Genomic DNA, 24,720 nt, shown 5'->3' with positions numbered 1-24,720 from the left:
AAGCATGGGCACATCGCGGAAGACCAGCCTCCGGATCGAGGAGAGCGGCAAGCGCGTACGGGCGTACCTGGGCGGTCACCTGGTCGCCGACACCACGAGACCGTCCCTCGTATGGGAGATTCCCTACTACCCGACCTACTACTTCCCCGAGGCGGACGTGCAGGCCGAGCTCGTCGAGGACGGGCCCGGGAAGCGTTCGCCGAGCCGCGGCGACGCGACCGCCTACACCGTGAAGGTGAACGGGGCGGAGGCTCCGGGCGGCGCGCTCCGGCATACCGAACTACCGGGCCTCGTCCGGCTCGACTGGGATGCGATGGACGCGTGGTTCGAGGAGGACGAGGAGGTCTTCGTCCATCCGCGCGATCCGCACACACGCGTGGACGTCCTGGCGTCGTCGCGGCACGTCCGGGTGGAGGTGGGCGGCGTGACGGTCGCGGAGTCGTCCAGCCCGCGACTGCTGTTCGAGACGGGCCTGCCGGTGCGGTACTACCTGCCGAAACCGCATGTCCAGATGGATCTCCTCGAACACACCGAGACCGTCACGCACTGCCCCTACAAGGGCACCGCCGAGTACTGGTCGGTGCATGCGGGCGACGGAATCCAGAAGGATCTGGCCTGGTCGTACCCGACCCCACTGGACGAGAGCCGCAAGGTCGCCGGCTTGATCTGCTTCTACAACGAGAAGGTCGACATCTTCGTCGATGGCGTCCTTCAGGAACGCCCGAAGACGAAGTTCTAAGCGTCCGCTTCATCCCCGGCCGCTGCCGAAGTGCGTCCGGCGAACAAGCAACAACCCGGCCCTTGGGTCAGGCGCGACGCATCGATCCGGTCCTTAGCCCTGCTCTCGCCGGTCATGTAGTCGAGGGCGGCGAGGGTTGCTCGGCTGCGGCGGAATTCTGGGTGCTGCGCGGGAAGCATGGCGCACCGCGCAACACCGGTTTACGGTCCGGCCCGTCCTACCGAGGATGCCGATGCGCCTGGCGTGGCGGCGTGGCAGGCGTGCCTGGACCTGCACGTTTGCGCGCCCGACACGCACGTCTGGAACGCCACGCCACCCCAGGCACCACGCCACCCCAGGTGCGTCAAGCCACGTGCCAGGCGTGGCTGACACGGCTGACACGGCTGACACGGCTGACACGGCTGACACGGCTGACACGGCAAGCGTGGCCGACGCGGCAAGCGTGGCGGGCGTGGCGGCGGGCGAGTAGGCCAGCATGGCAGGCGTGCCGGGCCTGCATGCCGGGCCTGCATGCCGGGCCTGCATGCCGGGCCTGCGTGCGTGCCGCGCCCCGCCAAGCGTGAGGGCGTGTCAGCGTGGTGGGGCGGGGACGGGCGTCTGCGGGAGGTAGTGAGGTGTGGCTGGCTCGCTGGTGGGTTGGGGCGTTAGCCGAGGGCTTGGGCTACGGGGAGGTAGAGGCGGGACGGGTCGTTTGGGATCGGGTCGCCGTATTCCATGATCGTCGTGGTGAAGGCGGGGCGGAGGCCGTGCCGTTTCGCCCAGGCGGTCAGTTCCGTGTGGCGGTGGTCGATGTCCAGGCGTATCGGGCCCTCCGGGACGATCTCGTCTACGAGCGCGAGGGCGGTGCCGACGTCCTGTGCCAGGACGGGGCCCACCATGGCCTGCCCGTCGTTCCGCCACATGCCTCCGAAACCGGCTATGCCCGTCCCGTCCCTGACAACGCGGAACGTCGAGCAGAATGCCGGCAGGCCGTCGATCACTTGGGATCGGTCGGCACCGAAGACCTCGGTGTCGAGTGCGTGGATGGCGGGCATGTCGGCAGGTTCCACGGGCACGGACACGGTTCGCTCTGACGGGCCCGGACCGGTGCCCTTGTAGGTCGTGCAGAGCCCGACAGACCTGAAACCCAGACGCTCATACAGGGGGCGGCCATAGTCCGTGGCGGTCAGGCAGAGGCTGGACGTACCGGCGTTCTCCATCGCGTGCCGCATGACCCGGCCGCCCAGACCGCGGCGTTCATAGCGCTTGGCGACCAGCACCATGCTGATAGCCGCGACGTCCTTGCCGTACGGGGTCGTCACCACCGTCGCGGCGAGGCCGCCGTTCCCGTCGTCGACGCCGTACACGTCACCGACGGAGAACAGGAACCGCCACTTGTGGTCTTCACGGCCCCACTCCCGGTCCTCGGCGAGGCGCTGGCAGGCGGCGAGGTCGTCGATTCCGAGCAGCCGCACAGGCCCGTCCGGTACCAGTGAATCCATGCGACGGGACGCTAAATCGCCCCGAGCAACCCGCACAACCGAATTACGGCGGCGGCCTCAAGCATGCCCGTGGACGAGGCGGGCGCGACGGTCGCCCCACGGGGGCGACTACGCCGGGCAGTGCCGCCGGGAGTTGGACAGGCGGGACGGTTCCGCCGCCGACCGCGCGTGTGCCTCCGTGCCTGACCATCGGCGGATCGGCAGTATGTGTGGCGGACGGACGATGCGGTTGGACTGGTCGCCCCGGGACCGCCCATCGAGCGGTGGCGTCCAGCTGAGGCGGCGCCTTCCGTGGGGCGGGGCTCGGCGAGGGCTGCGCGATGGCACGGCGGCGCACCCGCCGCCGCCCTTCGCCGCGACGCCATCGTGCTGGAAGATCGGGGAGTCTCTGGACGTTGCCGCACGTATGCGGATCGGCGAGGCCGCCAGGGTCAGTGGTGCTAGCGCGAGGTCGTTGCGGTACTACGAGGATGAGGGCTTGATCGTGCCAGGCCGCCGTGGCAACGGGTACCGCGACTACTGCCGATCCACGATCGACCGGGTCCTTGTCATCCGGTCGCTGCTGGAATCCGGGTTGCCGGTTCGGTTGATCAAGGAGGTTCTGCCCCACATCACCGAGGCAGGGGCGGATGTGCCGTGCGCGGAATTTCTGCGTGAGGTGCAGGACCACCGCGATCGGCTCGCCGCGCGAATCGCCGCGCTCAGCGCTCAGCAGGCGGCTCTCGACGACTACCTCCGCGAGGCCCGTCGCGTCACCGGGTGAACCGCCGGTTGACCTTGACACCTGTGTGAGCCTTCTACGTTCCGGTGCATGGATACCAACGAGCGGCATCGGACCGCCGAGCAGACGATGCGGGCACTGGTCCAGCGGTCGGATGCCGGGCCGGAGGATCTGTTCCTGACGACCGATCAGCGCCGTCCCGTGCCTGGTCCGGGCGAGTACCTGATCCGGGTCGGCGCCGCCGGGGTCAACTTCGCGGACGTCATGCAGGCGCGTGGAATCTACGGCGGAGGTCCGCGGGCACCCTACGTGGCGGGCTTCGAGGCCGCCGGCGAGATCGTGGGCGTCGGCCCGGCGGTGGAGAGCCCTCTCCCTGTCGGCTCCCATGTCGTCGGAGCAGGGCCGGGTGCCTTCGCCGAGTACATGACGATGCCGGCCGCGGAGGTGCTTCCCGTCCCGTCCGGATGGGACGACGCCGAGGCGCTCGGACTTGTGCTGAACTGGGCGACCGCGTTGGCGGCGCTGAAGCCGCTGGGTGGGATCGAGCCGGGTGACACGGTGCTCGTGCACGCGGCGGCCGGTGGTGTGGGCCAGGCCGCCGTCCGCCTCGCCCGTCACTACGGTGCGCGCGTGATCGCCACGGCCTCGCCGGCCAAGCACGACACCGTTAGAACGCTCGGCGCGGACGAGGTCCTGGACGGCGCACGCCCTGACCTGGCCGCGGAGATCGTCCGCCTGACCGGCGGCGTCGACCTGGTTCTGGAGTCCGTGGGACAGGCCACGTTCGAGGCCAGCCTGGCGGTCACCAAGCCATTTATCGGACGAATCGTGGTGTTCGGTGCGGCGTCCGGCGATGTCGCCGTGACCACTCACGAGCTGGTGTTCGCCCATCAGGTTCAGGTCAAGGGCCTGCACATTGGTGCGCTGGCGACGGCGGTCCCGTCCATCTACCGATCGTTGCTCGCCGAGATCGAGGCGCTCATCGCCCAGGGCGTGTATCCGCCCGGCACTCCCCGGGTTCATCCCCTGGCGGACGGTCCGGCGGTGCTCCGAAACCTCGAAGCGCGCCGGACCAGCGGCAAGCACGCCCTCAACCCGTGGCGCTAGCGACCGACCGCACGGCCCGACCACGCACCACCGGCGGCTCCACGCGCCGCGTTCCGCCGCGCCGAGCACGCGGCGAGATACGCCACGCCCACGGGCACCGGTGCGGGCCACCAACCGCCGGGTTCCCATGGCCTTAGCGGCCCGGCCGCACAGCACCGCCCACACACCGGCCGCGCATCGCCGGCAGGTCCGCGCGCCGCGTTCCGCCGCGCCGGGCACCCGGCGAGATACGCCGCGCCCGCGGGCGACGATGCGGGCCACCGACGGCCGAGTCCCCGTGCGAATACACGCCGGCGCGGGTTGTCAGCCGGATGCTCGTGCCGACACACGTCGGCGCGGGGCGACAGGCGCCGGGTTTGCGTGGCGTTGGCGGGCCGAGCGTACGGCACCACCCCTCACGGTCCGACCGCGCGTCGCCGACGGGTCCGCGCGCCGCGTTCTGTCGGGCCGGGCACCCTGCGGTGAGATACGTCGTGCCTGCGGGCGCTGGTGCGGGTTGTCGGCCGGGTGCCCGTGCTGGGATGCGCTGGTGCGGGGCGGCGGGCGTCGAGGTTCCGTGGGGTTCGCGGTCGGGTGCGTTGGCTCTCGCCTTATCGCACTCGTGAGCGGGTCCGGGAGATCGTCGAGGCTCACGACGACGAACGGGGGAACCATGTCGCATACCGCGGCGGGCCGGCGGCCAGGCGAGGGCGTGCGGCCCGGTGCCGCGTCCACCGGGGCGCTTCTGGTGCTGCTCACCGGCATCTTCATCACCACGCTCGACTTCTTCATCGTCACGTGGCGATACCCGACATCCAGGCGGATCTGCGGGCCGGCGCGACGGCGGTCCAGTGGGTCGTCGCCGGGTTCGGGCTGGCCCTCGGCAGCGGGCTGGTCACCGGCGGGCGGCTCGGCGACCTGTTCGGACGCCGAAGGATGTACGCGCTCGGCCTCGCGGCGTTCACCGGCGCGTCCCTCGCGTGCGGGCTCGCCCCGTCCCCGGGCACGCTGATCGCGTCCAGGGTCGTGCAGGGCGTCGCGGCCGCGCTGCTGATGCCGCAGGTCCTCGGCATCATCAACGGCGCGTTCAGCGGGGAGCGCCGCGCCCGCGCCTTCACTCACGGCCTACGGCCTGGCGCTCGGGTTGGGCGGCGTGTTCGGGCAGCTCATCGGAGGCGCGCTGATCGAAGCCGGCCTGGACGTGGACGTCGCTCGCGGCGTCGAGCGCAGCAGCCAGCGCGCGGCCGGCGGGTGTGGCAGGTTCGTAAGCGAGAAGGGACGCGTTGGCGGTTCTGCCGACCCTTTTCAGCGGCTGTTGATGATCTTCGGTGGTCGTGCTGCCGGCGGCCTGGTTTGTGGTGGCGTGTGCGTGTTGGCTTCTGGGGGACGGGGGGTTCGCGTAGCTGGGGTCGGTTAGGCGGTTCGGCTGAGGGAGTCGATCGTGGCGACGTCCTCCTTGGTGAGGGTGAAGGCGTCGAGGGCGAAGTTGCTTGCGATGCGCTCTCGGCGCGAGGAGCGGGGCAGGATCACTATGTCGTGTTCCAGGTGCCAGCGGAGGACCACCTGGGCGGTGGTTACTCCGTGCCGTTCCGCGATTCCGGTGAGGATCGGGTCGCGCAGGTCGGTGTTCTTCAGGCCGCTGTAGCCCTCGACGGCGACCCCTCGGCGGCGGTGCTCGTCCAGCAGGGCCGGGTCGTGCTGTGCGGGGCTCCACGGGATCTGGTTGACGGCCGGCTGCTCTCCGGTGGCCTCGGTCACCAGGTCGATCTGCGCCGGGCTGAAGTTGCTGACGCCGACGGTCCGGGCCAGCCCGGCGTCCCTGGCGGAGAGTAGGTCCTGCCATGTCGGGACGAGTTCGTCCCGTCCGGTCGGCCAGTGGATCAGCCAGAGGTCGACGTAGGCGGTGTCGAGCAGGCGAAGGCTCGACTCCAGGGTGCGGCGGGCGTTCCGGGCGTCCTGCGGCCGCAGCTTGGTGGTGACGAAGACCTGCTCCCGATCGACGCCGCTGTCCTTGACGGCCCTGCCGACGTCCGCCTCATTCCTGTACAGCGTCGCGGTGTCGATGTGCCGGTAACCGATGTCGAGCGCCGCACGCACCGACTCGTACGCCGTCTTGGGCCGGAGTTGCCAGGTCCCGAAGCCGATGAGGGGCAGCGAGGCGTCACCGGGCAGGTTCACAGTTCGCGTCATGCCTCGCATTCTGCCCCGCGCCTTGATCTCCACTCGCTCCCCGGCGGTCAGCCGGCGTCGTCGGAGGCGGGGTTGTGCATCGCGTCGTGTTGCTTGCGGGGGGAGCAGACCGAGGCCGAAGGGCAGGAGCAGCGGCCTCCGGAGTTGAGGCGGACGGTGACCTTGTCCGCGGGGACGTTGCGGCCCACGACCTGGCCGGGGCCGTTCGGGGTGTCGACGCGGGAGCCCAGGGCCGGCATGCGCTCGTGCGCCTTGACGTAGAGCGGGTGCTCGTACTTGAGGCAGCACATCAGGCGGCCGCAGGCGCCGGCGATGCGGAGCGGATTGACGGGAAGGTCCTGTTCCTTCGCCATGCGGACGGAGACGGGCTCGAAGTCCTTGAGGAAGGTGGCGCAGCACAGGTCGCGGCCACAGGGGCCGATGCCGCCTTGAAGGCGGGCCTCGTCGCGCGGGCCGACCTGGCGAAGCTCGACGCGGGCCTTGATGCCGCGGGCCAGGTCGCGGACGAGGGCGCGGAAGTCGACCCGGTGCGGAGCGGTGAAGTAGATCTTGAAGACGTTGTCGGTGTCGAGGTAGTCGACGCCGATGACCTTCATCGGGAGCTCGTGCTTGCGGATCAGGCGCTTGGCGATGGCGCGGCCCTCGGCGCGCCGCCGCCGGTTGGTCTCGTCGCGCGCGAGGTGCTCGTCGGTGGCGGGGCCGGCGCACTCGGGCAGGCCGCCGATGTCGTCGGAGACCCACTGCGGCGCCCACACGCACTCGGCGACCTCGGGCCCGGAGTCGGTCGGGACGAGGACCTTGTCACCGACCTTCGGGCTGTGCGGGCCCGGGTCGAGGTAGTAGAGCCGCCCGTAACGGGTGAAGCTGACTGCCATCACCATGCCCACGGTTTCGCTCCATTCGCCCGATTCCGTGGGTCCACTCTAGGTGTCACCAGGCGACGTCGGCGAGATCCTCTCCGGGGACGGCCGCGACGCCCTGCGCGTACAGGTCGCCGGCGGTCGCGATGAGGCTGTTGCTCGTGTGGGCGATGTCCAGGCCGGTGAGGGCGCCCTTCACCTTCTGGGTCCACAGCGTCCTCGCGGGCTTTCCCTGGAGCGTGTACGCCTGGAGGGTGAGCTCGGAGTTCTTCACCGCGCCCGTGATGACGGAGCGGCCGTCCCGGCTCAGGACGGCGTTGGTGGCGCCCTTGGGCAGCACCATGACGGCCTTGCTGACCTTGAGGTCGCCCGCGGGGCCGCCGGTGTCGAGGGTGCGGACCTGGTGCCTCGGGGAGCCGGCCGACGTCCAGACGAAGGAGAGTGTGCTGCCGGACCAGGAGAGGCTTCCGATTCGGGCGCGGAGCTTCGTCGTCCACGCCTTGTGGGCACCGCCGGTGGTGGAGACGACGTCCACACGGCCCCGGGCGCCCTTGTACGTCACGTAGGCGATGCGGCCGCCGTCCGGGCTGACGGCGAGTTCCGACCAGGCGGTGGACGCGCCCGGAACGCTGACCTTGGGGATGTCCGTCAGGCTCTTGGGGCGCCCGTCGTCGCCCAGCTCGAGGCGCTGGAACGTGACGCTGCGGCCGCCGTAGGAGGCGACGATGTAGGAGCCGTCCTTGACCGCGGCGACGCGGTGGAAGCGGCGGCCCTCCGGTGCGGCGACGGGGAGCCCCACGTTCGCACCGGTGCGGACGTCCCGGACGAGCAGCGAGGTGCCCGGCGCGGTGATGCCGACCACGACCGCCGGCTCCGTCCGCTCGGCCTTCGCCGCGGGCTTGGCCTCGCGCTCGTCGTCGCCGGCCCGCTGGTGGCGATGCACGACGTCCACGCCTCCGCCGATGAACAGGGCCGCCGCCGCGGCCATGCAGAGGGGGATGAGGCCCTTCCACGAGCCGAGCCGGTCCCCCGGGTCCTGGCGCCTGCCACCGTTCATGGGCTTGTCTCGCACCTGCCTTCCTGCGGATCGCCCGTCGTTTCTATCTCATTTACATCGCCACAAACACCCATGAATGCGGAGTTACCACTTCGCAAGCAAGCCGCCTCAGCCGAGCGACGCGCGGGCCACGTCGACCAGGGACGCCCTGTACGACCCGCCGAACAGGGCCACATGGACGAGCAGCGGGTGCAACTGGTGCAACGGGACGCGGGAACGCCATCCGTCCGCCAGGGGCGCCGCCTCATCGTAGGCGGCCAGCACCGTGTCCAGGTGCGGCGTTCCGAAGAGCGCCATCATCGCCAGGTCCGTCTCGCGGTGCCCGCCGTGCGCGGCGGGGTCGACCAGCAGCGCGCGCTCGTCCGTCCACAGGATGTTCCCGGACCACAGGTCGCCGTGGATGCGGGACGGCGGCTCCGGCGGCCCGGCGAGCGTCTCCACGTCCTCCATGACGGCCTCGATGAGGCGGACGTCACCGGACGACAGGTGCCGCCTGCCGAGGCGCAGGAACGGTTCGAGGCGGCGTTCGGCGTACCAGGCGGGCCAGGCGCGGTCGTCGAGGGTGGTGTCGAGCGGCAGGTCCGCGATGTAGCCGTCCCAGGGCGCCCCGTAGGAGTCCGGACGGTTCCCGGTGTGCAGGGCGGCCAGTTCCCGCCCCAGCCGTTCGGCGGCGGCCGGGGACGGCGACGCCGAGGGCAGCCACGGCAGGACGAGCATGTGGTCGTCCGCCGCGACGACCTCCGGGACGGGCGTTCCGGGGCCCGCCTCGCCCAGCCACCGCAACCCGGCGGCTTCCGCGGTGAACACGCCGGCCTGGTCGGACGCCGCCTTGACGAACACCTCGCGGCCGTCCGCCAGGGACGCCCTGTGCAGCGTCCAGGAGTGGCTGGAACCGAGATCGCGCACGTCGTCGACCGCGGTCCCGAGCAGCCGTTCCAGCCGCACCGCGCTCACGCCGCCTTGAGCGCCGCGCGGATCTCCTCCAGGAGGCCGGGCATCGCCGACTCCACCTGCTGTAGGACGAGGTCGAAGTCGGCGCGGTCCCCGTAGTAGGGGTCGGGGACGTCGAGGTCGCCGTCCGCGTCCGGGTCGAACTCGCGCAGCAGCCGGACCTTGCCTCGGGCCTCCTCGTCCGGCGCCATCGCCCGCAGCGCCCGCCGGTGCCCCTCGTCCAGCGCCAGGATCAGGTCGTACCGGGCGAACCAGCCGGGCTCGAACTGCCGCGCGATGTGCGCCGAGCGGTACCCGGCCCGCTCCAGCGTCGCGACCGTCCGCTCGTCGGCCCCGTCGCCCGCGTGCCAGTTGCCGGTGCCCGAACTGTCGACCTCGACGTCCAGCCCCTCTTCATCGACGTGGTGGCGCAGGACCCATTCGGCCATCGGAGAGCGGCAGATGTTGCCCGTGCAGACGAACGTGACGCGGTACGGCATCCCACCATCATGCCCCAGGGCGGCGTGGCTGGATCACGACCTCCTGGACGCCCGGGGCACTGGTCAGCGCCGCCTTGACCGCCTCGGCGGCGCGGGTGCCGGCGACGCGCACCCGCAGCGAATCGGGAAGGTCCTCGGGACGCAGGGCGGCGAGAAGGTCCTTGCGATCCGCGAAGGTCTTCCTGGCCCGCTCGTACGCCTGCTGCTGCGACTCGTACACCACCTGGCGCACTTTCGGCATGCCCGTGACGCGCTGCTTGACCGCCTGCCTCTGCTGCTCCGTCGCCGCGCCGTCGCCGCACCGGGGTTCGCTGGACGAGCGGACGCAGAAGAACACCGACACCTCACGCTCGCCCGGTTTCGAGCCTTCCGGGCTCGCGTCGTCCCGCATCCACAGGATGCCGCCGACTGACGCGCCCGCGGTCAGCGCGACGGCCAGCACGACGGCGCCGGCGATCAGCCAGATCGGGGCCCGCCGCGCACGCTCTTCGGTCGGCTCCTCCGGCTCGGTCATCGTCGCTCCCTCGTCCCGCCGCGCCCGCGATACAGCCGGTGTTCACCTTGCCACAGAACGCACCGGATGGTCCCGGCACAAAGAACGCGGCCCCCGGCGTGATCGCCGGGGGCCGCGCCCTGGGGTGGCCTAGTGCAGGGTCACCGCGAGACCGCGTTCAGCGCGTCCACGACGCCGCTGCCGAAGAACCCGTTCTGACCCTTCGAGCCTTCGCACGTCTGCGTCGAGGTGTGCTTGACCCACTCGCCGTCTTCACCCTGGGTGTACCAGACGTACTCGACGGTCCGCGGGCTCGGGCACGCCTTGGGCGTCGCGGTGCCGCGCAGCACCCGCTCGACGACGCCCGGGTCCAGGGTCAGGCCGCCGCGGCGGTCCCGGTGCCCGTACTTGCTGACGATGAGCGAGGCGACCCCGACGGCGTGCGGCGACGCCATCGACGTGCCCTGGATCGACTGGTAGTAGGCGCACTTGCCGCCCTTGCAGCTGCGGATGAGGTAGGGCACCTTCGGCGTGCCGTCGGCGTTCAGCTCACCGCGGGCCTTCGCGAGCCGCTCGGGGTAGGCCGCCCAGATGCCGCCCTTGTCGTCCGGACGCTGGTTCGCGTTGTCGACCTTGTCGCCACCGGGCGCCGCCACCGCGACGTAGCCGTTGCCGAAGCTGCTGTAGTACGACTTGCGGCCGCTCGGCCCGGTCGCCGAGATCGGGATGACGTGCTCGCCCTCGGACGGCATCGACACGCAGCTCGCCGGGACGGTCCGCTCATACGGCGCCTCGCCCGGCGTGGACGGGAAGTCGGGGCTGCTCGCGTCCTCGTTCGTCTTGGTGTAGTCGACGAGGTCGTTGCCCGCCGCGGAGATCAGCGTGACGCCGCGCTCGTGCGCGAAGTCCAGAGCGCGCTGGGCGGCCTTGACGATCGTCCGCTGCTCCAGCTGGGCCTCGGGGCTGTCGGCCGGGTTGTTGCCGCAGTTCCAGAGCCACGGGTCGATGTAGTAGCTCATGTTGACGACGTCGATGCCGTTCTTGGCCGCGTAGGTCAGGCCGTCGACGGTCGGCTGGAGGAAGAAGTAGCCGGAGTCCTGGCCGACGCGCAGGTTGACGATCGACACGTTCGGGGCGACGCCCGCCATGCCGAGGCCGTTGCGCGGCGAGGCGATCGTGGACGCGACGTGCGTGCCGTGGTCGTTGTCGTCCCAGTCGTTGGGGTCGACGCACGACGTGAACTCGCACGGCCCGTCGACCTCGTCGCCGTTGGCGTCGGTCGGGATGTCGTGGGTGAAGTTGCGGCTCAGCTTCCGGTCGAAGTTCGGCGCGATGTCCGGGTGGTCGCCGTCCACGCCGGTGTCGAGGACGCCGACCAGCACGCGCCTGTCACCCGGCTCCTTCTTGTACGAGCCGTTCGCCGTCGCGTGGATCTGCTTCATGTCCCACTGCAGGTCCGCGAGCGGCTCGGTGTCCTTGGACGGCTTGCCCGCAAGGGAGAGCTTGTTCGTGGCACCGCTCGTGACGCCGGCGAGCTTTTCGACCTTCGCGGCCTTCTTCTTGGTCTTCGGCGCCTCGCCGATGACCCGGTTGTGCGCGACGCCCTCCAACTCCCGCCGGCTCATCGCGGCGCGGATGAACCCCGGGTTGCTCGACCGGACGGTCGCGACGCCCACGTCGCGGTTCTCGTGAACGACCTTGCCTCCGGCCGCCTTCACGGCACGGTGGGCCCGGCCCGTGGACACGCCCTCCTTGTAGAGGACGACGTACTCCGACGCCTCGCCCTTCGCCTGCGATGGGTTCGGAGCCGCTGACACTGGAAACGCGAGGGCCGTCATGGTGGCGACGGCGCACGCGGCGGAAATCAAGGCTCGCCGCAAGGCAGACCTCCTGGCCGTGGGGGTGAATAGCCCGGTTTTCTGTTGATCAGCCAGGAGACGTTACGTGTGCGCTTGTTGAGAGACGCGTACGGAAATGTAACGAATAGGGACATCTCTTGTAAGCGGGGAACAGGAGACGTCCCGCGATCGTCGTCGGCTCGGTGCGACCACGGCCGAATGGTCCGCTCGGCGCCGTCCGCCCAGTGGGTGTCAGCCGGTCCGCAGAGCGAGCGTGAGGGCCTCGAACGCCAACTGCGGGTTGACGTTCGCCGCCAGCCGCTCCCGGCAGTCCATGATCGCGTCAAGGCGGCGGAGGGTGTCCTCCGGGCGGCCGTTGCCCGCCGCCGTCCGCAGCTCCGGCCCGAGCTCGATGTTCACCAGCTCGCCGCCCGCCCCGAGCTGCAGCGTCAGCAGGTCGCGGTAGTAGGACGCGAGGTCGAGCAGCGTCCGGTCCAGGGCGTCCCGCAGGACCCGCGTCGCCCGCGACTTCTGCCGGGCCTCAAGGTCCTTGAGGGCGCCCGCCGTCCCGCGCGGCATGCGGCCCTTCTCGCTCTCGCCGAGCGCCTTGCGCAGCGCGGACGTCTCGGTCTCGTTCAGCTCCGCCGTCTGCGCGTCCCGCTCCGCCTCCGCCGCCTTCACGAGGGTCTCCGCCGCCGCGACCGCCGGGCTCACCCCGGTCAGCCGGCGCGGGATCGCCACCACGCCGTCGCGCACCTGGCGCATCGCCGGGTCGGCGGCGAGGCGGCGGGCCCGGCTGATGTGGCCCTGCGCGGCCCGCGCCACCACGTCGGCGGTGTCGCGGTCGACGCCGTCCCGCTGGACGAGGAAGTCCGCGATCGCCGCGATCGGCGGGGTCTGCAGCGTCACCAGCCGGCAGCGGGACCGGATCGTCACCAGCAGGTCCTCCGGCGACGGCGTGCACAGCAGCCACACCGTCCGCGCCGGCGGCTCCTCGATCGCCTTCAGCAGCGCGTTCGCGGCGCCCTCGGTGGCCCGGTCGGCGTCCTCGAACAGCACCACCTGCCAGCGGCCCCCGCTCGGCGACGACGACGCCCGCAGCACGAGCGCCCGCGCGTCCTTGACGCCGAACGACAGGCCCTCCGGGCGGACGACCTCGACGTCCGCGTGCGTCCCCTGGAGGATCTGGTGGCAGGACGCGCAGTGCCCGCACCCGCGCGGCGTCTCCGTGCACTGCAGCGCCGCCGCGAACGCCCGCGCGGCGGCGACGCGGCCGGAACCGGGCGGCCCGGTGAACAGCCACGCGTGCGCCACGCCGCCCGTCCCGCCGGCGGCCGCGGACAGCTGCGCGATGACGGGCTCCTGCCCGACCAGGTCGTCCCACACGCTCATGGAGAGAGGCTAGCCGGGTCAGTAGTCGGTGATGACCGGGAACGTGCTCGTGGCGTCCTCGGTGCCCGCCGGGATCGGGTCGGGCAGGATCTCGCGGATCCGGTACTGGATCTCGCGGGTCAGCTCGGCCTGCGGGCGGCTCGCCTCCAGGATCAGGTAGCGGTCCGGGTCGGCCTCGGCGAGGGCGCGGAACCCGGCGCGGACGCGCTCGTGAAAGTCCGCCGACTCCGACTCCATGCGGTCGGCGGGGGCCGGCAGCCGGCCGAGGCCCGTCTGCGGCGGGATCTCCAGCAGGACGGTCAGGTCCGGGACGAGGCCGCCGGTCGCCCACGCGTTGACGCGGGCGATGTCCTCCACGGCCTGCTGCCGGCCGAACCCCTGGTAGGCCAGGGACGAGTCGACGTAGCGGTCGCTGACCACGATCGCGCCGCGGTCCATCGCCGGCTTGATCACGTTGGCCACGTGGTCGGCGCGGTCGGCCGCGTACAGCAGGGTCTCGCCGCGGACGGACAGGCCGGTGGTGTCGCGGTCGAGCAGCATCGCCCGCAGCCGCATCCCGATCTTGGTGGCGCCGGGCTCGTGCGTGGTGACGACGTCGTAGCCGTGGTCGCGCAGCCAGATCGCGGCGAGCCGCGCCTGCGTCGTCTTGCCCGCGCCCTCGCCGCCCTCGAACGCGATGAACACGCCGCGGTTCCGGTGGACGGGCTGCTGGGGCGCGGCGACGGCCTGTTCGGGCGGGGTGTAGATCTCGCCGTGCAGGGCGGCGCGCAGGTCGGGGACGAGCGGGATGCCGCGCCGGTCGTCCAGCCGCCGGTACGCGAGGAGGCCGGACACCAGCGCGACGACCGCCGCGACCAGCAGCGCGACGCCGGACCCGTGGACGTCGTACACGCCGCCGCCGAGGTCGATCCGGTGCGAGCCGACCGCCCCGGCGATCAGCGGGACGCCGGCGGCCGCGAGGAGCACGGTGACGAGCGCGACCGACCGCGGGTAGGCGGACGGGCGGGTGTCCTCCGGCGCGTCGGGGTCGTTCACCGCCGCCTTGGCGTTCGACCAGGCGGCCCCGGCGAACACCCCCAGGAACGCCGTCATGAACACCACGACGACGAGGTTCTGGACGAGGGCGAGCACGGCCAGCGCCAGCGCGGCGGCGATCACGGCGAGGCCGAGGAGGCGCCGGCGGCTGAACGGGACGAGGACGCGCGGCCCGAGGAACAGCCCGAAGCCGGTGCCGGCAGTGAGCCCGGTCAGGACGGTGCCGTACCCGGCGTCGCCGCCGCCCAGCTCACCGGCGTGGACGCGGGCCGCGGCGAGGATCGCGCCGGCCGTGACGGACGCGCCGGCGATCGCGAGGCCGAGCCCGCGGGCGGCGGCCGTCCCCGGCCCCTGGAAGATCAGCTTCAGCGGCGCGCCGGCCGCGGCGGGCTCGGCGAACGGGATCTCGCGGATCGTGGCGGTCGCGCCGGCCGAGGCCAGGAACACCGCGGCGGTCGCGTAGAGCGCCAGGTCGGCGCGGGAGCCGGTGCCGAGCGTCCCGTCCGCGATGAGGGCGAGGACGGCGAACAGCAGCGCGGCGGCGGGCGCCGGAGCGACGATCACGCGGGTCGCGGCGCGGCGGGCGGCGGCGCGCAGCTCCTCGTCCGGGACCAGGGCGGGCAGGGACGCGCGCGCCGCCGGGAACCACACCAGGCTCAGGCAGGACACCAGGAACGCGGCGGCCAGCGTCCACGGCAGCATGCCGACGAGCGGCACGGTGACGACGACCACCAGCCGCAGCACGTCCGCGATCATCAGCATCAGCCGGCGGTCGACGCGGGCGGCGAGCACGCCGCCGAGCGGTGCGAGCAGCACCGCGGGCAGCAGCATCACGGCCAGCGTGCCGCCGACCGCCTGCGCCTGCGTCGCGGCGCCGTCGTCGCGGGTCAGCGTCGCCGCCATCGCGGTCAGCGCGGGCACGCTGAGCCACTGCGCGAGGCAGGACAGCGCCAGCACGCTCCGCAGCCGCCGGAACGGCGCGATCGAGGACAGTGACGAAACGCCCGGCGGCGGTGACGCTGCGGGGTGCGGCCGGGGTGCGCCCGTTCTGGTCATGTCGGTCAGGGTATCGGCGTGGATGTCCCTAGGAGCCGGACTTTGCGGAGGTTCGGCGGCGCGTCGCCGTCTTCTTCTTCCCGCCGCCCGCGGCCACCTTCTCCCGGCGCTCGGCGAGCAGCTCGGCGGCGCGCTGGATCGTGATCGACTCGACCTCGTCGCCCTTGCGCAGGCTCGCGTTCGTCTCACCGTCGGTGACGTACGGGCCGAACCGGCCCTCCTTCACCACCACCGGCTTCTCGCTCGCCGGATCCTTGCCCAGCTCGCGGAGCGGCGCCGCGGCCGCGGCCCGCCGTCCGCGCTGCTTCGGCTGCGCGAACAGCTCCTTCGCCTGCTCCAGCGTGACGGTGAACAGCTCGTCCTCCGAGCCGAGCGACCGGCTGTCGGTGCCCTTCTTGATGTAGGGACCGAACCGGCCGTTCTGCGCGGTCACCGGCTCGCCGTCCAGCTCGCCCAGCGTGCGCGGCAGGGACAGCAGCTTCAGCGCATCGTCGAGCGTGATCGTGTCGAGCGACATCGACTTGAACAGGGAACCCGTGCGCGGCTTGGGGGTATCGGCCTTCTTCGTCCGCTTCTTCCCCTCGGCGGGCGGCGCCGGCTCGGGCAGGATCTCGGTGACGTACGGCCCGAACCGCCCCGACTTCGCGACGATCGTGTGGCCCGTCTCCGGGTCCTTGCCGAGCTCCCGGTCGCCCGACGGCTGCGCCATCAGCTCTTCGGCCTTCTCGGCGGTCAGCTCGTCCGGCGCGATGTCGTCGGGGATGTTGACGCGTTCCCCGTCGCGGTCGAGGTAGGAGCCGTACCGGCCGACCCGGACCACGATGTCGGTGCCCTTGATCGGGAAAGAGCTGATGCCCTTGGCGTCGATGTCGCCGATGTCGCCTACCAACTCCTTCAGGCCCTCTTCGCCGTTGTCGCCGAAGTAGAACCGGGTCAGCCAGCGGACGCGCTCGGCCTCACCGCGGGCGATCTCGTCGAGACCGTCCTCCATGTGCGCGGTGAAGTCGTAGTCGACCAGGTTGCCGAAGTGCTGCTCCAGCAGGTTCACCACGGCGAATGCCAGAAACGACGGGACGAGCGCCGTGCCCTTCTTGAACACGTACTCGCGCGCCAGGATCGTCCCGATGATCGAAGCGTAGGTGGACGGGCGGCCGATCTCCCGCTCCTCCAGCTCCTTGACCAGGCTGGCCTCGGTGTAGCGGGCCGGCGGGCGGGTCGAGTGGCCCTCCGCGTCCACCGCGTCCGCGGTCAGCGGGTCGCCCTCCGCCAGGTTCGGCAGCCGCCGCTCCTGGTCGTCCCGGTCGGTGGACGGGTCGTCCGCGCTCTCCACGTACGCCTTGAGGAACCCGTGGAACGTGATCGTCTTGCCGGTCGCGCCGAACTCGGCCCGCTCGTTCTGCGTCGAGAGCCCGGTGACGCGGATCGACACCGACTGGCCCACGGCGTCCTTCATCTGGGACGCGATCGTCCGCTTCCAGATCAGCTCGTAGAGGCGGAACTGGTCGCCGGACAGGCCCGTCTCGGCCGGCGTCCGGAACGTGTCGCCCGCCGGGCGGATCGCCTCGTGCGCCTCCTGGGCGTTCTTCACCTTGGACGCGTAAACGCGCGGCTTGTCCGGAACGTACTCGCCGCCGAACAGGCTCGCCGCCTGCCTGCGGGCCGCCGTGATCGCCGTCTCCGACAGCGTGATCGAGTCGGTGCGCATGTAGGTGATGAAGCCGTTCTCGTACAGCTTCTGCGCGACCGACATCGTGTACTTCGCGGAGAAGTTCAGCTTGCGGCTGGCCTCCTGCTGGAGGGTCGTCGTCCGAAACGGGGGGTACGGGCGGCGCGTGTACGGCTTGCGCTCGACCGACTTGACCTCGTACGGGCGGTCCCGCAGCCGCTCGGCCAGGGCGCGGGCGGCGGCCTCGTCCAGGTGCAGCGCGTCCCTGGTCTTCAGGGTGCCGTCGGACGCGAAGTCGCGGCCCTGCGCGACGCGCTTGTCGTCCACCGAGACGAGCCCGGCCTTGAAGACCTTCGGCTCCTCGTCCTTACCGGTGTCGAACTGCGCCGCGATGTCCCAGTAGTGGGCGGGGACGAACGCGATCCGCTCCCGCTCCCGCTCGACGACCAGGCGCGTCGCCACCGACTGCACCCGGCCCGCCGACAGCTTCGGCATGACCTTCTTCCACAGGACGGGGCTGACCTCGTACCCGTAGAGGCGGTCCAGGATCCGGCGCGTCTCCTGCGCGTCCACCAGGCGCATGTTCAGCTGGCGCGGGTTCGCGGCGGCGCGCTGGATCGCGTCCTTGGTGATCTCGTTGAAGACCATCCGGTGCACGGGGACCTTCGGCTTCAGGACGTCCTGGAGGTGCCAGGCGATCGCCTCGCCCTCCCGGTCCTCGTCCGTCGCGAGGAACAGCTCGTCGGCCTCCGCGAGCAGCTTCTTGAGCTTCTGCACCTGCTGCCGCTTGTCGGTGTTGACCACATAGAGCGGCTCGAAGTCCTGCTCGACGTTCACGCCGAGCTTGGCCCACGGCTCGCCCTTGTACTTGGCCGGCACCTCCGAGGCGCTTCCCGGGAGGTCCCGGATATGGCCGATACTGGACTCCACGATGTAGCCACGGCCCAGGTACCCGGCGATCGTCTTCGCCTTCGCAGGCGACTCGACGATCACCAGGCGGGTCCCGGAGCCATTGCCCCGGCCACTGTTCGCGGTGCCGTTCTTGGCTGGCACAGTCGCTCCAACCTCGCTGTCTCGGTCCTCTTACACAGGCTCTTTCTTACCGGCTTCGTACAACGTCGCATGACGGCGCGTTCAATCCCGTGGGTCCTTCCCCGCCGCCTCGCGATCATCGTGCCGCCCCCTGGGGAGGGACGGGATTCTCACCGTCGCGCGCCTCCGACAGGATGACATGCCCCCGGCCGCCGCGCGGACGCGGACGCCGCGGTCGGGTGCCGCACGCCCGGTCGACCACGTAATAATGGTCTCAATGGCGGAGTACACCTACCTCGTCCTGTCGCTGCCGCGCGGCACCACGCGTGATACCGCCCGGCAGATCCTCACCGAGCACGCGGAACGCGGCGGCTGGGAGATCGATCGGTTGCGCCTGTACCCGGACGGCCGCCGACGTATTCAGCTTCGCCGCAAGGTCATCCGCGCCGTCCGCACTTTCTGACCGTTCCCCCGTGGCATCGCCCGGAGCGTAGCACCACGTTCGGTCCGCTTGACGCATCGTCACCCCCGCCTGCAGCGGTTCGCCCGCCCCGGGCCGCGCCTCCCGGGACGGGCGAAGTCTTCCGCTCGCCGTGCGCGTGGCCGCTCGCCGTGCGCGTGGCCGCACCGCCACGCCCGCCGGCCGGCTAGCGGCGGCCCACGCGGAGGCGGCGGGCCAGCGCCAGCGTTCCGGCCGCGAAGGCCAGCACCCCGGACACCGCCAGCACCCACACCGAACCGGAGTCCTTGCCGGACGGGGCCGCGCCCTTCGCCGCGACCCCCGCGACCGGGCCGATCTCACTCGTCACGGGCACCTGCCCGCCCGGCCGGAGCATGCCGTCCGTGCTGACCGGCGTGGCGGGCAGCACGCGCCCGCCCGGCAGGTTCCGCAGCGGAAGCTTCGGCGTGCCGTGAGACCGCGCGTTCGAGCCCGCGGCCGCCAGCGGCCGTCCGGCCGCTCCGCCCCCGGGAACCAGGGCCCGGACACCGTCCACGGTCTCGCCCAGCGCACCGTCCGCGACCAGGGTCTTCTGGCCGCCATCCTGGACGAGGGCGTCCGTCCGGGGCACCGCGAACAGGCTGGGCAGCCCATCCACCCGAGCCAGCGCACTCACCGGGGGCAGCCCGCCCACCCCACGCCGCTCAGCCGAGAGCGCCTTGCCACCCACGGGCAGCACGCGAACCCCCGACAGACCGTCCGCCTTCGGCAGCGCCACGAGACCACCGGCGTTGGGCAGACCGCTCACACCGGGCAGCGCACTTGCTTCACGCCGCTCCCCCGAGAGGGACCCGCCGCCCACGGGCAGCACGCTCAGCCTGGGCAGACCGTGCGTCCGCGGCAGCGCGACCAGCCCACCAGCCTTGGGCAGACCGTTTACACCGGGCAGTGCGCCCGCCCCACGCCGCTCGGCTGAGAGGGACTCGACTCCCGGCAGGGCGTCCGTCGTGTGGCGGTCGGTCACCTGGGAGTGGCCGACGATCGCGGGCTGCGCGTTGACCTCTGCCAGGCCGTCCGTCTCGGGGAGCGGGTGGGAGAGGCCGTTCACGCCGTTGACCCCGGGGTTTCCGGCGTGGCGGGCGTTCAGCTTCGGGAGGCCGATGCCGCCCGGGAGCGCCTGGGTGTCGAGCAGCGAGACGGCCAGCGGCTCGTCGTGCACGGTGTCCAGGCCCTCGCCGGCGATGGCCGTGGCGGGGCGGGGCTTCGGGAGCGTGGTCCCGCCGTGCCGCGCGGCCTTCAGGTTCTTCGTGCCCTTGAACTGGTGCCCGGCGGGTAGGCGCGGAGTGTCCACCGTGGGGACGGCGACGAGCTTGGTGAGGCCGCGCACGCCGTCCGCCTTGGGCAGCGTGTTCTCGCTCGGCAGGCCGCCCATGGCGGGGACGGTGCCGGTCGTCCGGGAGTAGGGCTGGTAGCCGCCGTAGCCGGGACCGTCCTGGCACAGGCCGGAGGCGAGGCCGACGATCGCGGCCGCGTTTCCACAGGCGTCGGCGGGGGCCTTGACCAGGGCGTTCGCCTGGTTGCCGCCGCCGACTCCGTGGTCACCGGACGTCTTGGCGCCGGAGCCCTGCGAACCCTCGACGAGCGTCTGGCCGTTGCAGCTCGCGCCCGCCAGGCCCACGACGGCCGCGGCGTTGCCGCAGACCTCGGCCGGGGCGGTGACCGGCGTGTTTCCCTGGTTTCCGGCCAGGATCCCACCCACGCCGGACGTGCGCTGGTCGCCGCCGGAACTGCTGCGCGCGTGCGCGCCGCCCTCGCAGAACGCGGCGGCCTGCCCGGCGACCGCCGCGGCGTTGCCGCAGACGGTCAGCCGGATGCTGACGGGGGCGTTGCCCTGGTTTCCGGCGATCACGCCGAGGTCGCCCGCCGTGGTCTGCCGTCCCGTCCGGTGGCCGCCGTTGCGGACGGACGCGCCGCCCTCGCACGCCGCCGCCGCGTTGCCGACCGCGTTGCCGCACATGTCCACGGGCACGCTGATCGGGACGTCCGCCTGGTTGCCGGCGCCGACGCCGAAGATGCCGGACGTCTGCTGTCCCGACCCGGTGTCGCCGCCGGTCTTGACGCGGGCGCCGCCCTCGCAGCCGCCGACCGCCTCCCCGGCGACCGCGACGGCGTTGCCGCACACGTTGACCGGGATCGAGATCGGGGCGTGCACCTGGTTCCCCGCGAGGACGCCGCCCGTCCCGTCGGTGCGCTGGCCACCGCCCGCGCCTCCGCCGCCGACACTCGCGCCGCCCCGGCAGCCCGCGTCGGCCTCGCCGAGGACCGCCGCGCCGTTCCCGCAGACGTTCACCGGCAGCGAGATCGGCGCGTTGACCTGGTTGCCGGACGCGATGCCGTGCGCACCGGACGTCCGGCCGTCCCCGCCGCGCTTGCGGACCTTGACGCCGCCGCGGGACGTGGCGTGCGTGGTGCCGAGCAGCGCGGCGCCGTTGCCGCTGACGTCGACCGGGGCGGAGATGGGGACGTCCACCTGGTTGCCGCTCAGCACGCCGGCGCCGCCGTTCGTGACGTCGGCGAAGGCGTTGGCGGGGATGGCGCTGACACCGAGGGCGACAAAGCCCGCGGTGAGCACCGCGGCACGCGATGTGCCTTTTGCCCACGTTCGCATGATGCTCCGTTCGAAAGGAGAAAAGGGTGAAGAGACAGGTGTGTCTCGGGGGGATGCCGCGCATGAGGGCACGGCGGATGACCGGACCGGCGTGCCCGAGCCGCACGGGCACGCGTCCGGAGACTGTGATCAGGGATTAGTCGGGCGCGAAGGAAGGCTCGTCCGCGGCGGTGCGGACGGCCGGGGGCATCGCGCAGGAGGCGCGCGGAAGCGCCGCGCGCGGCGGGGCCGGAGCCCATGTCCCGACGTCGGGCAGCCCTGCGGTCAGGGCGCCGGTGACGACGCCACCGACCGTCGAACCACCGTCGGGGTGGTCGGGCGCCGGCATGGGCGCCCGATGCTGCTGGACGGCATGGCGCGCCTCATGGGCGACGGCCGTCCGATCGACGGAAACGCTGGAAACCCGGTGCGCGTCCAGCTCGCGCGCCGGCCGCTGGGCCTGGGAAACCTCACCCGCGGCCGCAGCCGGAGGGGTTTCCCGCACCGTCACCGGATCGTTCGAGGCCTCCGGCAAGACCACCTGCTGCACCGGCACCTCGCGCGGCGCCTTCTTCGCCACGGCCCGGACGACCCCGCGCACCGGTTCACGCTGATGGACGGCCGTGACCGCGTCCCCGAGGACGGGCGTCTTCGCGACGACCTCGGCCGGCGCGGCGGGCCCCTCGTCGGCATGCGCGGACTGCGCCGCGCACCCGAGGAGCCAGCCCGCGATCAGGAGCCCGCCGAGAACGAGCAGCCGCCGGACGGCGCGTCCGGCGGAGACGCGACGCGGCCGGGCGATGACCGCCCCGACCCGCGCCGCGTCCCCTGCCACCACACACCCTCCGTTGCGACGGACCCGTCAACGAATGGTGACGATAGCACCACGGAACGCAGTGGTGATGGCAAATTCAGCAGCGATCAAGGAATGTGTCGAGAACCCTGACGCCGAAGCGCAGCCCGTCCACGGGAACGCGCTCGTCAATGCCATGGAACATTCCGGAAAAGTCCAACTCTGGGGGCAGTTTCAGCGGCGCGAATCCGAAGCACCGCATGCCCAGCCGCGCGAACGCCTTCGCGTCCGTCCCGCCGCTCAGGCAGTACGGGACCGGCAGCGCGCCCGCGTCCTCCGAGGTCAGCGCCGCCTCCATCGCCGCGACGAGGGCCCCCTCGTAGTCCGTCTCCACCGCGTGGTCATGATGGACGAAATCCCGCTCGACATCCGGCCCGAGAAGTTCGTCCACGACCGCGAAGAACTCCTCCTCATATCCGGGCAAAAAGCGTCCGTCGATCTGAGCCGTGGCACTCTGCGGAATGACATTCGTCTTGTATCCGGCGTCCAGCCGCGTCGGATTGAGCGTGTGCCGGAGCGTCGCGCCGATCATTCGCGCCAGCGGCCCGATCTGCTCAAGGCACTTCTCCGGACGATCCGGATCGAACTCCACCCCGTACGCCATGCACGCCCGCTCCAGGAAGGCCCGCACCGACTTCGTCAACTGCACCGGGAACTCGTGCGCCCCCAGCCGCGCGACCGCCGCCGCCACCGCCGTGACCGCGTTGTCCGGATGCACCATCGACCCGTGCCCGGCCGTCCCCTTGGCGGTCAGGTTCATCCACGCGATGCCCTTCTCCGCCGTCTCGATGAGGTACATCCGCCGGTCCCCGGGCACCGTCAGGCTGAACCCGCCGACCTCCCCCACGGCCTCGGTGCACCCCTCGAACAGCTCCGGATGCTCCTTCACCAGCCACTGCGCACCCCAGTTCCCCCCGGCCTCCTCATCGGCCAGGAAGGCGAGCACGATGTCCCGCGGCGGCCTGCGCCCCTCCCTGAGCCGCTGCCGCGCCACGGCCAGGATCATCGCGTCCATGTCCTTCATGTCGACGGCGCCGCGCCCCCACACGCACCCGTCCGCGATCTCCCCGCCGAACGGGTCCCGCGTCCAGTCCTCCCGGCGCGCCGGCACGACGTCGAGATGCCCGTGCAGCAGCAGCGCGTCCCGACCCGGATCCTCCCCCTCGATCCGCGCGACGAGACTCGCCCGCCCCGGATGCGACTCGAAGATCCGCGTCTCCAGCCCGACCTCCTCCAGCTTCTCCGCCACGTACTCGGCCGCCACCCGCTCCCCCGGCCCCGAATGATCGCCCGGGTTGCTGGTGTCGATCCGGATGAGTTCCTGGCAGAGCCGGACGACCTCGTCCTCAGCGGTCGGCTCGTGCGCCACAGTGATCACCTCGTGTCCTCGCGTACCGTCCCATGGTGCCCCGCCGATCGACTTCGCCGCGACTCGCCACCTTTGGTATGGTGAAGCCCGCCGCAGCCCGCTGCGGCCTGCGACCGGTCCGGGTGGCGGAATAGGCAGACGCGCTAGCTTGAGGTGCTAGTGCCCTTTACGGGGCATGGGGGTTCAAGTCCCCCCTCGGACACACAGTTCGTACATATCCGGGTATTTCCGGGCACTCTGGAGTGCCTCTCGGGGCTGGTTTACACCTGAGAGGGTTGGTTTTTCGCTGTTTGATCACTTCCTTTCGCCGTGGTTGTGGATGCCGTGAGCACACCAGCCGCAGTCTGCGCCGGAACGGCGCGTGCAACGACGCGAGGCGCCTCGGTGTCAGCGTCGGTGGTGGATGGTGTCCTTCACCTCCCTCGGGGTGCCGGTCCGCAACGTGCGGGTCTCGGGCTCATAGGTGAGCGTGAGCTTTCGGGTGCGCAGGTCGCCGATGACCTCCCCGGGGTCGGGGGACGCGCCGTCCGGCACGGCATCGGACAGGCCGGTCAGGCGAAGGTGCAGGGTCGGCAGATGGGGCAGGATGTGGTCCTCGCGGACGTAGAGGTTCTTGGGCCGATCCGGATCTGAGCGCGACGAGCTGCTGTGGCCGTGCCGGCACCGATACGCGGGCCGGTTGTTGGCCCAGCACGATTCCGTCCGGCGGCCGCAGACGCCGCAGCGCAGCAGCCCGGCGAGCAGGTAGCAGCGGTCCGAGCGGGCGGTGGCACCGCGCAGGGTCTGGATGCCCTGGACCGCGATGAAGTCGGACTCGCTGACCAGTGCCGGGTGCGCGGGACGGGCGGAGATGACCCAGCCGTCGGACAGGTTCCACCGCTGCACCTGCCGCTGCCCAAGCCCCGCTGGGTGAACATCCATTGCACGATCGGCGCCGTCTGCGGGTCGGGGTCTGCGCCGCGCGCAGTGCCTCCAGCGCGGGCTCGGGCGGATCCTCGGCCGAGCACTGCGGCAGGTTCGGCACGATGACCAGATCGGCGTCCCGAACCGCCCGCAGATCGTAAGGAACCGCGCAGGCCAACCAGCCGCCCACGATCGTCGTGTCCGGTTCGCCCGCGACAACGGCCACCTCCATCCCAGGAAGGCCCCCGTAGTGCGCGGCAAGGTCGAACACCCCGAACGCAAAAGACATGCTGCTCAGCAAGGCCCCGTCGAAGAGCAGCACGACAAGATGCTGAATCTCCCTCGCCTCAGCCTGATCACCAACGAAGATCTCACGGTATAACTCGATGCTCACAGCGGCCGCCTTCCCCACGCCGGAGGGGTTTGGAGTCAT

Annotated in this window: 19 protein-coding genes, 1 tRNA gene and 1 pseudogene; 6 read left to right on the top strand and 15 right to left on the bottom strand. The window is 71.7% G+C overall.

Annotated elements, in window-relative coordinates; genetic code table 11:
- Positions 1 to 4 precede the first annotated feature (4 nt).
- Complete coding sequence (locus tag K8Z49_RS33165) at positions 5 to 739, top strand: DUF427 domain-containing protein (RefSeq protein ID WP_412516061.1); 735 nt, start codon at positions 5 to 7, stop codon at positions 737 to 739.
- Between the two features lie 644 nt (positions 740 to 1,383).
- Here the strand turns inward: K8Z49_RS33165 and K8Z49_RS33160 are convergent.
- Positions 1,384 to 2,220: a GNAT family N-acetyltransferase gene (locus K8Z49_RS33160; RefSeq protein ID WP_412516060.1), complete on the bottom strand. Its 837-nt coding sequence runs from the start codon at positions 2,218 to 2,220 to the stop codon at positions 1,384 to 1,386.
- 406 nt (positions 2,221 to 2,626) lie between these two features.
- On the opposite strand from K8Z49_RS33160, the gene K8Z49_RS33155 reads away from it, so the two are divergent.
- From K8Z49_RS33155 to K8Z49_RS33145, 3 genes and pseudogenes are all read left to right on the top strand, one after another.
- Entirely contained in the window at positions 2,627 to 2,983 is a 357-nt protein-coding gene (locus K8Z49_RS33155; protein ID WP_021596278.1) for a MerR family transcriptional regulator, read from the top strand.
- Positions 2,984 to 3,031: 48 nt separating this feature from the next.
- Complete coding sequence (locus K8Z49_RS33150; RefSeq protein WP_412516059.1) at positions 3,032 to 4,048, top strand: NADPH:quinone oxidoreductase family protein; 1,017 nt, start codon at positions 3,032 to 3,034, stop codon at positions 4,046 to 4,048.
- Between the two features lie 489 nt (positions 4,049 to 4,537).
- Positions 4,538 to 5,083, top strand: a pseudogene (locus K8Z49_RS33145) (MFS transporter); the annotation flags it as partial.
- Positions 5,084 to 5,440: 357 nt separating this feature from the next.
- On the opposite strand, the gene K8Z49_RS33140 reads toward K8Z49_RS33145, so the two are convergent.
- From K8Z49_RS33140 to topA, 10 genes are all read right to left on the bottom strand, one after another.
- Complete coding sequence (locus tag K8Z49_RS33140) at positions 5,441 to 6,217, bottom strand: aldo/keto reductase (protein ID WP_200871755.1); 777 nt, start codon at positions 6,215 to 6,217, stop codon at positions 5,441 to 5,443.
- 47 nt (positions 6,218 to 6,264) lie between these two features.
- On the bottom strand, positions 6,265 to 7,098 hold the full coding sequence (locus tag K8Z49_RS33135) for a PSP1 domain-containing protein (RefSeq protein ID WP_021596274.1): 834 nt from the start codon (positions 7,096 to 7,098) through the stop codon (positions 6,265 to 6,267).
- Positions 7,099 to 7,147: 49 nt separating this feature from the next.
- Entirely contained in the window at positions 7,148 to 8,134 is a 987-nt protein-coding gene (locus K8Z49_RS33130; RefSeq protein ID WP_412516058.1) for a TolB family protein, read from the bottom strand.
- Between the two features lie 108 nt (positions 8,135 to 8,242).
- Entirely contained in the window at positions 8,243 to 9,088 is an 846-nt protein-coding gene (locus K8Z49_RS33125; protein ID WP_412516057.1) for a fructosamine kinase family protein, read from the bottom strand.
- The gene (locus K8Z49_RS33120) at positions 9,085 to 9,564 is read right to left on the bottom strand and encodes a low molecular weight protein-tyrosine-phosphatase (protein WP_412516056.1); all 480 of its coding nucleotides are present in this window, start codon (positions 9,562 to 9,564) and stop codon (positions 9,085 to 9,087) included. The genes K8Z49_RS33125 and K8Z49_RS33120 overlap by 4 nt, the downstream gene beginning before the upstream one ends.
- Positions 9,565 to 9,571: 7 nt before the next feature.
- Positions 9,572 to 10,078, bottom strand: a complete 507-nt coding sequence (locus tag K8Z49_RS33115) for a permease-like cell division protein FtsX (RefSeq protein WP_075021107.1) — start codon at positions 10,076 to 10,078, stop codon at positions 9,572 to 9,574.
- Positions 10,079 to 10,218: 140 nt separating this feature from the next.
- Entirely contained in the window at positions 10,219 to 11,874 is a 1,656-nt protein-coding gene (locus K8Z49_RS33110) for a S8 family peptidase (RefSeq protein WP_412516055.1), read from the bottom strand.
- A gap of 273 nt (positions 11,875 to 12,147) precedes the next feature.
- The gene (locus K8Z49_RS33105; protein WP_412516054.1) at positions 12,148 to 13,287 is read right to left on the bottom strand and encodes a DNA polymerase III subunit delta'; all 1,140 of its coding nucleotides are present in this window, start codon (positions 13,285 to 13,287) and stop codon (positions 12,148 to 12,150) included.
- 18 nt (positions 13,288 to 13,305) lie between these two features.
- A complete protein-coding gene (gene tmk, locus K8Z49_RS33100; RefSeq protein WP_412516053.1) occupies positions 13,306 to 15,378 on the bottom strand; it encodes a dTMP kinase in 2,073 nt (690 codons plus the stop codon).
- Between the two features lie 28 nt (positions 15,379 to 15,406).
- A complete protein-coding gene (gene topA / locus K8Z49_RS33095) occupies positions 15,407 to 18,097 on the bottom strand; it encodes a type I DNA topoisomerase (protein ID WP_075021111.1) in 2,691 nt (896 codons plus the stop codon).
- 256 nt (positions 18,098 to 18,353) lie between these two features.
- Here topA and K8Z49_RS33090 point away from each other — a divergent pair, with 256 nt between their 5' ends.
- On the top strand, positions 18,354 to 18,539 hold the full coding sequence (locus K8Z49_RS33090) for a DUF5703 family protein (protein WP_021596264.1): 186 nt from the start codon (positions 18,354 to 18,356) through the stop codon (positions 18,537 to 18,539).
- Positions 18,540 to 18,723: 184 nt separating this feature from the next.
- On the opposite strand, the gene K8Z49_RS33085 is transcribed toward K8Z49_RS33090, so the two are convergent.
- From K8Z49_RS33085 to K8Z49_RS33075, 3 genes are all read right to left on the bottom strand, one after another.
- Positions 18,724 to 21,183, bottom strand: a complete 2,460-nt coding sequence (locus K8Z49_RS33085; RefSeq protein WP_412516052.1) for a chaplin family protein — start codon at positions 21,181 to 21,183, stop codon at positions 18,724 to 18,726.
- Between the two features lie 136 nt (positions 21,184 to 21,319).
- Positions 21,320 to 21,997 (bottom strand): hypothetical protein, encoded by a 678-nt coding sequence (locus tag K8Z49_RS33080; RefSeq protein WP_412516051.1) that lies wholly within the window; start codon positions 21,995 to 21,997, stop codon positions 21,320 to 21,322.
- Between the two features lie 76 nt (positions 21,998 to 22,073).
- Positions 22,074 to 23,393, bottom strand: coding sequence for a M20/M25/M40 family metallo-hydrolase (locus K8Z49_RS33075; protein ID WP_021592544.1), 1,320 nt, complete (start codon positions 23,391 to 23,393; stop codon positions 22,074 to 22,076).
- Between the two features lie 107 nt (positions 23,394 to 23,500).
- Between K8Z49_RS33075 and K8Z49_RS33070 the strand changes: the two genes are divergently transcribed.
- A tRNA-Leu gene (locus K8Z49_RS33070) sits at positions 23,501 to 23,586 on the top strand.
- 185 nt (positions 23,587 to 23,771) lie between these two features.
- Here the strand turns inward: K8Z49_RS33070 and K8Z49_RS33065 are convergent.
- Positions 23,772 to 24,305, bottom strand: coding sequence for a zinc ribbon domain-containing protein (locus K8Z49_RS33065; RefSeq protein WP_412516050.1), 534 nt, complete (start codon positions 24,303 to 24,305; stop codon positions 23,772 to 23,774).
- Positions 24,306 to 24,720 lie beyond the last annotated feature (415 nt).

Source organism: Actinomadura madurae (assembly GCF_047130825.1).
GTDB classification, from domain to species: domain Bacteria; phylum Actinomycetota; class Actinomycetes; order Streptosporangiales; family Streptosporangiaceae; genus Spirillospora; species Spirillospora madurae.
Note: the sequence above shows the minus strand (reverse complement) of the source record. Positions and strands in the feature narration are given on the sequence as shown.

Coding starts and splice junctions, on each gene's coding strand:
- K8Z49_RS33165 (WP_412516061.1), top strand. CDS start 5: ATGGGCACATCGCGGAAGACCAGCCTCCGGATCGAGGAGAGCGGCAAG.
- K8Z49_RS33160 (WP_412516060.1), bottom strand. CDS start 2,220: ATGGATTCACTGGTACCGGACGGGCCTGTGCGGCTGCTCGGAATCGAC.
- K8Z49_RS33155 (WP_021596278.1), top strand. CDS start 2,627: ATGCGGATCGGCGAGGCCGCCAGGGTCAGTGGTGCTAGCGCGAGGTCG.
- K8Z49_RS33150 (WP_412516059.1), top strand. CDS start 3,032: ATGGATACCAACGAGCGGCATCGGACCGCCGAGCAGACGATGCGGGCA.
- K8Z49_RS33140 (WP_200871755.1), bottom strand. CDS start 6,217: ATGACGCGAACTGTGAACCTGCCCGGTGACGCCTCGCTGCCCCTCATC.
- K8Z49_RS33135 (WP_021596274.1), bottom strand. CDS start 7,098: ATGGTGATGGCAGTCAGCTTCACCCGTTACGGGCGGCTCTACTACCTC.
- K8Z49_RS33130 (WP_412516058.1), bottom strand. CDS start 8,134: ATGAACGGTGGCAGGCGCCAGGACCCGGGGGACCGGCTCGGCTCGTGG.
- K8Z49_RS33120 (WP_412516056.1), bottom strand. CDS start 9,564: ATGCCGTACCGCGTCACGTTCGTCTGCACGGGCAACATCTGCCGCTCT.
- K8Z49_RS33115 (WP_075021107.1), bottom strand. CDS start 10,078: ATGACCGAGCCGGAGGAGCCGACCGAAGAGCGTGCGCGGCGGGCCCCG.
- K8Z49_RS33105 (WP_412516054.1), bottom strand. CDS start 13,287: ATGAGCGTGTGGGACGACCTGGTCGGGCAGGAGCCCGTCATCGCGCAG.
- tmk (WP_412516053.1), bottom strand. CDS start 15,378: ATGACCAGAACGGGCGCACCCCGGCCGCACCCCGCAGCGTCACCGCCG.
- K8Z49_RS33090 (WP_021596264.1), top strand. CDS start 18,354: ATGGCGGAGTACACCTACCTCGTCCTGTCGCTGCCGCGCGGCACCACG.
- K8Z49_RS33085 (WP_412516052.1), bottom strand. CDS start 21,183: ATGCGAACGTGGGCAAAAGGCACATCGCGTGCCGCGGTGCTCACCGCG.
- K8Z49_RS33065 (WP_412516050.1), bottom strand. CDS start 24,305: ATGGATGTTCACCCAGCGGGGCTTGGGCAGCGGCAGGTGCAGCGGTGG.